Source organism: Bradyrhizobium sp. 604_D8_N2_3 (genome assembly GCF_051810765.1).
GTDB classification, from domain to species: Bacteria; Pseudomonadota; Alphaproteobacteria; order Rhizobiales; family Xanthobacteraceae; genus Bradyrhizobium; species Bradyrhizobium barranii.
Window position 1 is genome coordinate 8,954,962 of record NZ_JBPWPM010000001.1, and the last position, 12,003, is coordinate 8,966,964.

Annotated in this window: 10 protein-coding genes; 5 read left to right on the plus strand and 5 right to left on the minus strand. The window is 65.4% G+C overall.

All coding sequences use genetic code 11. From position 1 onward, the window contains the following. Positions 1 to 145 precede the first annotated feature (145 nt). Positions 146 to 709: an orotate phosphoribosyltransferase gene (gene pyrE, locus AB7245_RS43075; RefSeq protein ID WP_014491354.1), complete on the plus strand. Its 564-nt coding sequence runs from the start codon at positions 146 to 148 to the stop codon at positions 707 to 709. A 232-nt stretch (positions 710 to 941) separates the two neighbouring features. Further along, positions 942 to 1,724 (plus strand): DUF2865 domain-containing protein, encoded by a 783-nt coding sequence (locus tag AB7245_RS43080; RefSeq protein ID WP_071909165.1) that lies wholly within the window; start codon positions 942 to 944, stop codon positions 1,722 to 1,724. 111 nt (positions 1,725 to 1,835) lie between these two features. On the opposite strand, the gene AB7245_RS43085 is transcribed toward AB7245_RS43080, so the two are convergent. The 5 genes from AB7245_RS43085 to AB7245_RS43105 all read right to left on the minus strand — a co-directional run bounded on the left by AB7245_RS43085 (position 1,836) and on the right by AB7245_RS43105 (position 8,420). Beyond that, a complete protein-coding gene (locus AB7245_RS43085) occupies positions 1,836 to 2,267 on the minus strand; it encodes a hypothetical protein (protein WP_014491352.1) in 432 nt (143 codons plus the stop codon). Between the two features lie 320 nt (positions 2,268 to 2,587). Then, positions 2,588 to 3,286, minus strand: coding sequence for a ligase-associated DNA damage response endonuclease PdeM (pdeM, locus tag AB7245_RS43090; RefSeq protein ID WP_085398435.1), 699 nt, complete (start codon positions 3,284 to 3,286; stop codon positions 2,588 to 2,590). Positions 3,287 to 3,402: 116 nt separating this feature from the next. Next, positions 3,403 to 5,979: a ligase-associated DNA damage response DEXH box helicase gene (locus tag AB7245_RS43095; RefSeq protein WP_354080244.1), complete on the minus strand. Its 2,577-nt coding sequence runs from the start codon at positions 5,977 to 5,979 to the stop codon at positions 3,403 to 3,405. A 169-nt stretch (positions 5,980 to 6,148) separates the two neighbouring features. Then, positions 6,149 to 7,378, minus strand: a complete 1,230-nt coding sequence (locus tag AB7245_RS43100; protein WP_085398188.1) for an ABC transporter substrate-binding protein — start codon at positions 7,376 to 7,378, stop codon at positions 6,149 to 6,151. A 115-nt stretch (positions 7,379 to 7,493) separates the two neighbouring features. Further along, entirely contained in the window at positions 7,494 to 8,420 is a 927-nt protein-coding gene (locus tag AB7245_RS43105) for a class I SAM-dependent DNA methyltransferase (RefSeq protein WP_085398187.1), read from the minus strand. A gap of 199 nt (positions 8,421 to 8,619) precedes the next feature. On the opposite strand from AB7245_RS43105, the gene AB7245_RS43110 reads away from it, so the two are divergent. From AB7245_RS43110 to AB7245_RS43120, 3 genes are all read left to right on the plus strand, one after another. Beyond that, positions 8,620 to 9,657, plus strand: a complete 1,038-nt coding sequence (locus AB7245_RS43110) for a ligase-associated DNA damage response exonuclease (RefSeq protein ID WP_085398189.1) — start codon at positions 8,620 to 8,622, stop codon at positions 9,655 to 9,657. After that, on the plus strand, positions 9,654 to 11,612 hold the full coding sequence (locus tag AB7245_RS43115) for an ATP-dependent DNA ligase (RefSeq protein ID WP_439035669.1): 1,959 nt from the start codon (positions 9,654 to 9,656) through the stop codon (positions 11,610 to 11,612). Before AB7245_RS43110 ends, AB7245_RS43115 begins: the two co-directional genes overlap by 4 nt. A gap of 72 nt (positions 11,613 to 11,684) precedes the next feature. Continuing rightward, complete coding sequence (locus AB7245_RS43120) at positions 11,685 to 11,990, plus strand: DUF6460 domain-containing protein (RefSeq protein WP_063979849.1); 306 nt, start codon at positions 11,685 to 11,687, stop codon at positions 11,988 to 11,990. Positions 11,991 to 12,003 lie beyond the last annotated feature (13 nt).

Genomic DNA, 12,003 nt, shown 5'->3' on the forward strand with positions numbered 1-12,003 from the left:
TGGCATCCAACTACTCCAGAAGGTTGCACCCCCACAACTGGCGGACCGGGATGGCCGATCCCTGTTGACTCGACCGGTCCCCTCTGGAATGTCGCGGCCGTCGCGGATAAATTCCGCCACCTCCAAAAAGCCCCGAGGGACCGCCGTGTCGAAATCTGCCTCCCGCGCCCGCCTGTTCGAAATCATCCGCCGGCGCTCCTTCGGCCGCGGTGACGTCACGCTCGCGTCGGGCCGCAAGAGCGATTTCTACTTCAACCTCAAGCCGACCATGCTCGACCCCGAGGGCGCGACGCTGCTCGCCGAGCTGACCTATGAGGCGCTGAAGGACGACCAGCTCGACTTCATCGGCGGGCTCGAGATGGGCGCGGTGCCGCTGGCCGGCGCGCTGGCGCAGATCTCCTGGATCAAGGGCCATCCGATCGCAGCGTTCTTCGTGCGCAAGAAACCGAAGGAGCACGGCGCGAAGCTCGCGATCGAAGGTCTGCCCAAGGGCGAGACGCTCGAAGGCAAGCGCGTCGTGATCGTCGAGGACGTCACCACCACCGGCGGCTCGGCGATGAAGGCGGTGGAATCGGTGCGCGAGACCGGCGCCGAGGTGGTGCTGGTGCTGACCATGGTCGACCGCGAGGAAGGGGCCACCGATACGTTTGGCGCGGCCGGCCTGCCGTTCCGCTCGCTGTACAAGGCGTCGGAGTTCCTGAAGGCTTAAGGCCGCGAGACAGTCCGTCCATGCCCGGGCGTTGCCCGGAAGCAACCATCCGCCGGAAGCTGTGCCCGGCCTTGAAGAGGTCACGGCCTCGACTTGAAATCGCCTCCGCTCAACTGCTCATTTACCATCCAGCACTATGGTGAATCATGTGCCGAGACCTCGGAAGGTTCCGGCCGGTTCAGTAGCGTCGGAGTGAGCATTGCGTACAGCCTTGTCCCATGCGCGTCGCGCGATGCTTGTGGCCGCCAGCCTGGCGGCCCCGCTGCTTGCGGCTCCAGCCCCGGCTTCGGCCGAAGGCCTGTTCGACTTCTTCTTCGGCGGAATGCAGCGGCCCCGGCCGCAGCGTGAGGTTCCGCAGCAGTCGAACTCCTTTGCCGATCCCTTCGCCAGCCAGCAGAATCCCGCAAACCCGCAATATGTGCCACCGACACGCGCGGCGGCGGCCGGCGGCTCGGGCCCGGCCTTCTGCGTGCGCACCTGCGACGGCAAATATTTCCCGCTGATGCGCGGCCTCGCCTCGCCCGCCCAGATGTGTCAGGCGTTCTGTCCTGCCACCACGACAAAGGTCTATTTCGGCTCTTCGATCGACGGCGCCGCTTCGCAGACCGGCGAGCGCTACGCCGACAGCGAAAACGCGTTCGCCTATCGCAAGGCGCTGCGTGCCGACTGCACCTGCAACGGCCGCGAGCCGGTCGGCCTCGCCCCGGTCGATCTCGCGCTGGATTCCTCGCTGAAAGCCGGCGACGTGATCGCGACCAGCGACGGCCTCGTCGCCTATACCGGCATCCGCGTCGGCAATGACCAGGCTGCGGACTTCACGCCGGTTGCCTCCTACCCGGGCCTCACCGCGCAGGTCCGCGCGCGGCTCGGCGAGATGAAGGTGGCACCGGTGCGCGCGGAGACGGTCGCGGCGGATGCGCCGGCCTCAGTCGAGATCGTGCGCGAGGCGCTGCCTGACGTGACGGTGCCGAAGACCCCAGCACAGAAGCCGGCGAAGCGGGCGGGGCTGGACTAAGCCCCAACTGAATCAAAGTCGTCATTGCGAGCGCAGCGAAGCAATCCAGTCTGTCACCGCGAACAGATTATGGATTGCTTCGCTACGCTCGCAGTGACGGAGAGTGCTGCGTCATCTCCCGATGATCACCCCGATCACGTTCGGGGCCGCCAGATATTTCTCCTCGATCGCCGCGCGCGCGGCGGCGCGGTTTTCCTGAGTCAGCAGGCCGCGCTTCTCGGCCAGGATCATCCAGCAGAAGCCCCACCAGTCGGTGAGCATGCCCGCCTCGCCGATGAGATCGTAACCCTGCTCGGCTGCGAAGATGCGCGCATGCGCTTCGTCCAGCGTGTCGAGGAACAGATGATCCTCGGTCGAGAACAGATCGTCGCTGACGTCGTCGATGGTGTAGCCCCAGATCGACTGGCACACCGCGTTGAACTCGCGGTCGAACTGGTCGTCATCGACCGCGTAGCGCCGCGCGGCCTGATGCAGCCGCGACAGCGAGCGCGCGAAATCGGCGATCCGGGTGAGGGCAAATTGATCGAAGGCGATGGTGGACATGTAGTCCTCGCAAAGTCTGACGGACGCTAGATATTGTGTCGGCAACGCGCCGAATCACAATGATATATCAAAGACTTGCTAAAGTGTTCTTAATTTGTTCCGGATCTGGGGACAAAGTCCGACTGGCGGAATCGAAAGGGGCCGCCTCGCAGCGACCCCTTTGCCGGTTGCAATCGTGTTCGGGATGAAATCCAGCCCCGGCAATTGGCAAGTTAGAGGTACCTATGGACTTAGGCGATTCCGGATAAGTACTGGACGTAGTCCTGTCCTATTTTCCGTTGACGAGCCCGATGGATCCGGGTTCGCGCGAGGCCGGGATCTCAATAACAGCGCGAGGCCGCAATAGCGTGGACGCGGCGGTCACCGAGCAGATGGGCGACAAAGCCATTACTGGGAAAGATCTTTGCGAACGCGGCATCGCGGATGCTGAGACCGCCGGCATAGGCGCCGAAGGCGGGCATCACCGCGCGCATCCCGTCACTGGCGAAACAGCGGCGTTCCATCGAGCGGCCGCGTGCGGAGACGCGCGCCTTCGGATGCAGATGGCCGGCGATCTCGCCGCGCGCACCTGTCGGCTCATGACGGAAGGTGATTGGGCCGATCGCGACTTCGTCGGCGACGGTCCCGCCCAGATCGCGCGGCAGCATCGGATCGTGATTGCCCGAGATCCAGATCCAATCGCGGCCGGTCTGGAGTGCGGCAACAGCATCGCGATCGTCGGACGACAACCGCTCATGCGCGGTTCGGTCGTGAAAACTGTCGCCGAGCGCGACAACCGTTCGGGGATTATGGCGGGAGATGACAGCAGCGAGACGGCTCAGCGTTGCCAACGTATCGTAAGGCGGCAGCAGCACACCGCGCGTGGCGAAGCTGGACCCTTTTTCCAGATGCAGATCGGAGACGACGAGCAGGCGTTGCTCTTCCCAGAACAGCGCACCGGAGAGATCGGTTGCGAAGGTCACACCGGCGATATCCAGTGCAAGCGTTGAAGTGATTGATAGTGCCACTTGCTCCGTCATGGCCGGGCTCGTCCCGGCCATCCACGTTCTTGCCGCGGAAGCAAAGACGTGGATGCCCGGGTCAAGCCCGGGCATGACGATGTGGATGGAGTTGCGCGCACCACTGGTAAAATTCTCTACGACATCGCCTCTTTGACCAGCTCGTCGGCGGCTTCCGCCAGGAGCTCGTCACCAGCTTCGCCATAGACTGACTCGCGGCCGATTTCCAGCATCACGGGGACGGCGAGCGGCGAGACGTGATCGAGTTCCCGATGCGTGATACGACCCTGGATGCGGGCAAGCATGGCGCCGAGACGGCGCAGGTCGAGCAGCCCGGTGGCGGCATCGGCACGGGCGGCGCGCAGCAACACGTGATCTGCCTGGTGCTTGCGCAGGACGTCGTAGACGAGATCGGTCGAGAACAGCACTTGGCGGCGGCTCTTGTCCTCGCTGGTGAAGCGCCGCTCGATCAGGCCGGAGATCAGCGCGCAATTGCGGAAGGTGCGCTTCATCAGCGCGGATTCCGCGAGCCAGGCTTCGAGATCGTCCCCGAGCATGTCCGGGTTGAACAGCGCGTCGAGATTAAGCTCGCCGTTGCGGATCATGAAGGAGGCATCGCCAAGCCCCCAGATCGCCACCGCATATTCATTGGCGACGAAGCCGAGCGGCCGGGCGCGCATCCGCTCCAGCCGCCGCGTCAGCAGCATGCCCAGCGTCTGGTGCGCGAGCCTGCCCTCGAAGGGATAGCAAATGAGATAATGCTTGTTGCCGCGTGGAAAGGTCTCGACCAGCAGCTCGCGCACGCCGGGCACACGTGAGACGTCTTTCTGCAACGACAGCCAGTCGCGCACCTGCTCGGGCAAACCATTCCATGCACGGCGGTCGTCGAGCAGGCGCCGCACGCGCTCGGCAAGATAGGTCGAGAGCGGAAATTTGCCGCCCATATAGGACGGCACTTTCGGGTCCTTGTCGTTGGCGCGGGAGACATAGACCTGATCCTCGGCCAACGCCTCATAGCGCACAACTTCGCCGCCGAACACAAAGGTGTCGCCGGCGATCAAGCCCTCGATAAAATATTCCTCGATTTCGCCGAGCACGCGGCCGCCGCGCGCGATGACGCCGGTCGAGCCGCTGCCGGTGGAGCGCCCACGAACGAGCCGCACCTTCAGCATCGGCTCCTCGACGATGGTGCCGACATTGAGACGATAGCTCTGCCGCACCTTTGGATTGGCGACACGCCAGCGCCCCTGCTTGTCCTGCTTGATGCGGGCGAAGCGCTCATAGGTCTTCAGCGCGTAGCCGCCGGAGGCGACGAAATCGACGACGTCGTCGAAATCCTGCCGGGCGAGATCTGAGTAAGGCGCGGCCGTGAGCACCTCGCCGTAGAGATCATCGCTCAGAAACGGCTCGCCGCAGGCGCGGCCGAGCACGTGCTGGGCCAGCACGTCGAGTGCGCCGGTGCGCAAGGGTGGCGTATCCTGCGCATTCTCGGCGATCGCATCGATCGCGGCGCGGCACTCCAGCACCTCGAAACGGTTGGCCGGCACCAGCACGGCGCGCGAGGCTTCGTCGAGACGGTGATTGGCGCGGCCGATCCGCTGCATCAGGCGCGAGGCGCCCTTGGGCGCGCCGATATTGACGACGAGATCGACATCGCCCCAGTCGACGCCGAGGTCGAGCGAGGAGGTGCAGACCACGCCGCGCAATCTGCCCGCCGACATCGCGTCCTCGACCTTGCGGCGCTGGGCGACGTCGAGCGAGCCGTGATGCAGCGCGATCGCGAGGTTGTCGTCGTTCATGCTCCAGAGATTCTGGAACAGCATCTCGGCCTGGCTGCGGGTGTTGACGAAGACGAGCGTGGTCCTGTTGGCCTTGATCAGCTCGTAGATTTCGGGAAGCGCGTGGCGCGCGCTGTGGCCGGCCCAGGGCAGGCGCTCGCGGGTATCCAGCATCTCGACCAGCGGCGGCGCGGCACCGCCGGCGACGACAATGTCGGCGGCCGCCTCCTTCCCGCCGGGCTGCGGCGCCAGGAAGCGCGCAAGCTGGTCCGGCTCGGCCACGGTCGCCGACAGGCCGATCGCGCGCAGCTGCGGCGCCAGCCGCCAGAGCCGCGCCAGACCCAGCGAAAGCAGATCGCCGCGCTTGGACGTCACCAGCGCGTGGAGCTCGTCGAGCACGATGCGCTTCAAGGAGGAGAACAGGAACGGCGCGTCGTCGGAGGAGAGCAGCAGCGCGACCTGCTCGGGCGTCGTCAGCAGGATATCGGGCGGATAGCGCCGCTGGCGCTGCCGCCGCGACACCGGCGTGTCGCCGGTGCGGGTCTCGACCTTGATCGGCAGCCCCATCTCCGCAATCGGCCGCTCGAGATTGCGGGCGATGTCGACGGCGAGCGCTTTCAGCGGCGAAATGTAGAGCGTGTGCAGGCCATCGCTGCGGTGAACATCGCGACCGGTGGAGATGAGGCTTTGCTTCGCCCTTCCGTCCCGTTCGACCGGCTGCGTCGAGAGCTCCACCAGCGTCGGCAGAAATCCCGCCAGCGTCTTGCCCGCGCCGGTGGGTGCGATCAGCAGTGCGGAACGATCCTCGCGCGCCTCGTCCAGCAGCGCGAGCTGATGCTCACGCGGCGACCAGCCGCGGGCCGCGAACCACGCCTGGAAGCGGTCGGGCAGCAGCGTGGCCGGCTCGGCCGGGATTTTGAGGATGCGGGGCGGCACGGCATCACAGGTAAGCCGTGGGGGTGGGTTCGTCGAGGGGTGGGGATGTGAATAGGTCTCGTAGGGTGGGCAAAGCGAAGCGTGCCCACCATTCGCACCGAGGTGTTCGGAGAGATGATGGGCACGGCGCGAGTGCGCCTTTGCCCACCCTACGGCACCCTGCCCGCACCTACTCCGACATCGGCTTGTCGGAGATGTCCCAGTCCTTGCCGCTGAAGGTCGAGATGAAGAGCGTCTTCATCGGCGTGTAGTCCTCGGGCGTGTAGCTGTAGGCGACACCGTCGAGGAAATAGGGCGAGTGGAAGCCTGCGAGCGTGGACGCCTGCTTCAGCACGTTGGCGCGGGTGAGATCGTCGCCGCAGCGGCGCAGGATCTCGCCCATGGTGACGGCCTGGCCGTAGCCGGCAAAGGCGATGGTGTTGTCTTGATCGATCGCCGGCGTGTACTTCTTGCGCAGCTCCTCGAACGCCATCACGTCCGGGTCCTTCTCCCATTTGGGCAGGCCGACTTCCTTGTTGTAGCGGATGGCGACGATGCCGGTGGCGTTCTCGAGGCCTGCTGCGTTGAGGATCGAACGACCGGTCGAACCGGCTGACAACAATTGCAGCGGCTTCCAGCCGAGCTCGGCCACTTTGCGGATCGACTGCGACGACGCCTTGCCGGTGGAAATGTTGTAGAAGACGTCGGCGCCCGATTTCGAGAGATTGATGAGCTGGGAATCGACGGTCGGATCGGTCAGATCGTAGGTCTGCTCCATGATCACCTGCGCGGTGCCCCCGGCATCCGCCAGCACCTTCTTGAACGGACCGAGGAAGTCACGGCCGAAATCGTCGTTCTGGTAGAGAATGCCGACCTTGGCATTCGGCTTCACGCTGAGGACGTGCCGCGCCAGGATGCGCGCCTCGGTCGGATAGAGCGGCAGGCCCGCCATCGTCCATTTGAACTCTTTCGGATTGTTCCACTTGGACGCGCCGGTGTTGAGCAGCAGTTGCGGCACGCCCTTGGAATTGAGATATTTGTGCACGGAGGTCTGCGGCGCGGTGCCGAGCGAGCCGTAGAGCGCGAGCACTTCCTCCTGCTCGACCAGACGCCGCGTCGCCTCGACACATTTCGGCGCGCTGTAGGCGTCGTCCATGGTGAGGAACTTGACCTTGCGGCCGTTGATGCCGCCCTTCTCGTTCAGCATCTGGAAATAGGCTTCGCCGATGCGGCCGAGCACGCCGTACAGCGAGCCGGGCCCGGAATGCGGCACGGTCTGGCCGATCTTGATCTCGGTGTCGCTGGCGCCCGCATCGTATTTCTTCTCCGCGGCCCAGACATACGGCGCAGGCAAGGTGGATGCAGCGATGGTGGCGAGCGCACCGGCGCTGAAATCGCGCCGCGATGGATTCTTGGTCATTTTTGTTTCTCCCTAGTGCGCGCATTGTGCTGGCAACGCAGCACGGCTCGCAAGTAGGAAGACGCCGCTTTGCGACGCAATGACGCTTAAATCGCGGGGTTTTTAGCGCCTAAACTCAAGTTTTCTCGGCGACGACGACGAGGCCGCGCACCGGCTCGTTGTTCTCGATGCGTGGCGATGCCGGCTCCAATGTCAGCAGCTTGAGCCCGGCCTTCGCCATCGCGTCACGCACATATTCCGCCGAATGGGCATAGCGCAGGCCTTCGCCGAGCACGATGCCGCTGCCGTCATGCGTCTCCAGCGTGAAAGCGAGCACGCCGCCGGATACGAGCACGCGCTGCGCTTCCGTGAGCACCGGCGCGAGATCGGAGAGATAGACGAACGCATCTGCGGCGACGACGAGGTTCGCGCTCGTATCGCCCTTGGTGCGCAGGCCTTCGATCATGTCGGCGACCTCGAGCTCGGCATAGAGCTCGGTGGCGCGCGCCTCCTTGATCATGCCGGGCGACAGATCGATGCCGATGAAATGATCGACCTGCTTTGCAAAGGCAGCCGCCGCAAGCCCGGTGCCGCAGCCGAGATCGATGGTGCGCTTGAACAAGGCCGGCTTCTTCGCGGCGACGCGCGCGGCCACCACCGCCTTGAAGATCAGCGACGGTGCGCGATAGTCGAGATCGTTGATCAGTGTGTGCTCGAAGCGCGGCGCGTACTGGTCGAACAGCGCCTGCACGTAGGCCTTGGGCATCTCCGCCATCTGCGCGTCGCCGAGCCGCATCAGATGCAGGCCGGCGCCGTGCTGGTCCTCGGGGTCGCAGTCGCATGCTTTCCGGAACGCCGCGATCGCCTTGTCGCCCTCGCCGAGCTGCTGACGGATCTCGCCGAGCGTGAACCAGGCCGAAGTGAAGTCGGGCGCGAGTTCGAGCGCCTGCTCGATGAGGTCGGCGGCGGCGGGCAGATCGCCCTTGAGCTGGAGGTCGCGCGCGAACTCGAAACGGCGGTCGGCCATGAGATCGCCGGAGGAGTGGAACAGGCGCAGGGGCATAGGAACTCGGCTCGTCATTGCCGGGCTCGAGCCGGCAATCCATCAAAAAGCGAACTGTTTAAAAGGATGGAGGCGCGGGTCCCGCCTCCGCCAATTGGCTTCGGCGGGCTTTTACACCGCCGGGCCGGCGAAGCCTAGCGGAGACGGCAAGCCCGCGAAGACGGGTTCATTTGGGGTGGCCGCTCCCTATATGACGCACATGCGTCCGCAAGACATCCTGCTGCCAACTGCTGACGGCCTGTGCTGCAAGCCCGGCACCTTCCACATCGACCCTGTCCGCCCGGTCGAGCGGGCCGTGATCACCCACGGCCATTCCGACCACGCCCGCGCCGGCCATGGCGCGGTGCTGGCAACGCAGGAAACGCTGGACATGATGCGGCTGCGCTATGGCGAGAACTTTGCCGGCTCGACGCAAGCGATCCGCTATGGCGAGGAGATCGGGCTCGGCGACGTCCGTGTGACGTTTCACCCGGCCGGTCATGTGCTGGGCTCGGCGCAGATCGCTGTGACCTGCAAGGACACCTGCATCGTCGCCTCCGGCGACTACAAGGATGCGCCCGACCCGACCTGCACGCCGTTCGAACTCGTGCCCTGCGACGTCTTCATCACTGAAGCCACCTTCGGCCTGCCGGTGTTTCGCCATGGCGACGCCGCCGACGAGGTGAGGAAGCTGCTGGCCTCCGTTGCATTGTTTCCCGAGCGCGCGCATCTGGTCGGAGCCTATTCGCTCGGCAAGGCGCAGCGCGTGATCGCGCTGTTGCGACAGGCCGGCTATGACGCACCGATCTACCTGCATGGCGCGATGGAGAAGATCACCGAGTACTATCAGAGCCGAGGGGTCAATCTCGGCGAGCTCAAGCCGGTGATGGGCGTCAAGAAGGCGGCGCTCGCCGGCACCATCACGCTGGCGCCGCCGTCGGCCACCTCGGACCTCTGGACGCGGCGCTTTCCCGACCCCGTCACCGCCTTTGCCTCGGGGTGGATGCGGGTGCGTGCCCGCGCACGGCAGCGCGGCATCGAGCTGCCGCTGGTGATCTCCGACCACGCCGATTGGGACGGCCTCACCGCGACCATCGCCGCGACCGGCGCCGGCGAGATCTGGGTGACGCACGGCCAGGAAGATGCGCTGGTGCATTGGTGCAAGTCGCAAGGTCTTCGCGCGCAGCCGCTCGATCTCGTCGGCTATGGCGAGGAGGAGGAGAGCGAGACGCCGCTTCAAGATGAGGCCGAAGCATGAACCGCTTCGCCGAACTGCTGGATCGCCTCGCCTACGAGCCCGGCCGCAACAACAAGCTGCGGCTGATCACCGGCTATTTCCGCGAGGTCGGTGATCCCGACCGCGGCTACGCCCTGGCCGCGCTGACCGGCGCGCTGAGCTTCAAGCATGCCAAGCCCGCGCTGATCCGCGATTTGATCGCGGCGCGCACGGATGAGGTGCTGTTCGGGTTGTCCTACGACTACGTCGGCGATCTCTCGGAGACCGTGGCGCTGATGTGGCCGCGGCGGGTGCCCGGCAACGGAAAGTCTTTTCCGGGCCACCCCTCTCCCCCGCCCTCCCCCGCATCCGCCTTCGCTAAAGCTTCGGCGGACAAGAGGGGGGAGGGACAGAGCGCGGAGCAATCGACAAGCAAGACGCCGAAAAACGCGGGCGAGTCAATTTCGCATCAGGAACATACTTCCTCCCCCCTCTTGTCCGCCGTAGCTCGAAGAGCGAAGGCGGATGCGGGGGAGGGGCAGGGAGAGGGGTACCGCGGGCGGGATGCTCATGAGTCCACACATCCAAGCAACCACAACAACCCACCGCCCCCCACCCTCACCGAAGTCGTCACCACGCTGCGCACGCTCGGCAAGACCGAGCTGCCAAAGCAGCTCGAACGCTGGCTCGACGAGCTTGACGAGACCGGCCGTTGGGCGCTGCTGAAGCTCGTCACCGGCGCGCTGCGCATCGGCATCTCCGCGCGGCTGGCGAAGACCGCGGCCGCGGCGCTCGGCGACAAGGACCCGCATGAGGTCGAGCTGATCTGGCCGGGGCTCAGCCCTCCCTATCTCGACCTGTTCGCCTGGCTGGAAGGCCGCGGCGAAAAGCCGGTCAATCGCGATCCCGCGCCGTTCCGCCCGGTGATGCTCGCGCACGCGATCGAGGACACGGATTTCGCCGCGCTCGATCCCGCCGACTACATCGCCGAATGGAAATGGGACGGCATCCGCGTGCAGGCGGTGGCGGGCCGCGATGAGCACGGGCAGATCACGGCGCGGCTCTATTCGCGCACCGGCGAGGACATCACGGGGAGCTTTCCGGACCTCGTGCCGTCGCTGCGGCTCGCAGGCGCAATCGACGGCGAGCTTCTGATTCTGCGCGAAGGCCGCGTGCAGAGTTTCAATGTTCTGCAACAGCGCCTCAACCGCAAGGTCGTTTCGCCGAAGCTGATCAAGGAGTTTCCGATCCATTTGCGCGCCTATGATCTGCTCGGCGACGACGAGAACGATCTGCGCGAGCTGCCCTTCGCGGAGCGGCGCGAACGGCTGGAGACGTTCATCGGCAAGCTCGACGATCCCCGCATCGACCTGTCGCCCACCGTGCCGTTCGCAAGCTGGCAGGCGCTGACCGCGGCGCGCGCCGATCCCGCGAGTGCCGGCGCGGGCGAAGATGCCGATGCCGTCGAAGGCGTCATGCTGAAGCGGCGCGATGCGCCTTACCTGCCGGGGCGGCCAAAAGGCCAGTGGTGGAAGTGGAAGCGCGATCCGCACATCATCGACGCCGTGCTGATGTATGCGCAGCGCGGCCACGGCAAGCGCTCGTCCTATTACTCCGATTACACCTTCGGCGTCTGGACCGAGGGCGAAGCCGGCGACGAGCTGGTGCCGGTCGGAAAAGCCTATTTCGGCTTCACCGACGAGGAGCTCTTGCAGATCGACCGTTTCGTCCGCCGCAACACCACCGAGAAATTCGGCCCCGTGCGCCACGTCGTGCACGAGCGCGACAAGGGGCTGGTGCTGGAGGTGGCGTTCGAGGGGCTGCAGCGTTCCCCGCGGCACAAATCCGGCGTCGCCATGCGCTTTCCCCGAATCAGCCGGCTGCGCTGGGACAAGCCGCCGCGCGAGGCTGACCGGCTGGAAACGCTGGAAAAGATGCTGAAGGCTGACGAATCCCTACCAACAATTAAGGTTGCGGCTTCCGCCGACAGCCATTGACGAGGGAATGCGGGTTCCCCATGTGCCCCGCCGTGACCTATAATGGGGTCGAATCCCCGCGAGGAGTTTGAGATGGTCCAAGACGTCAGAGATTTGCCGGCCGGCCGCAGCGATGGGCTGAACCGCTTTCTCGGCGGCTCGCCGCTGGCGGTCGCGTTTCGCCTGGTCCTGCTCTCGATCCTGGTCGGCGTCGTGCTCGCCGCGATCGGCTTCGATCCCTGGAATATCATCTACAGCATCCGCTTGCTGTTCCAGCGTCTGTGGGATCTCGGCTTCGACGCGGTGAACTGGCTGTGGCGCTACTTCCTGCTCGGCGCCGTCATCGTGGTTCCGATCTGGCTGCTCTCGCGCGTCTTCGGCGCGCCGCGCAACAGGTAAGGATTTGGGAGCC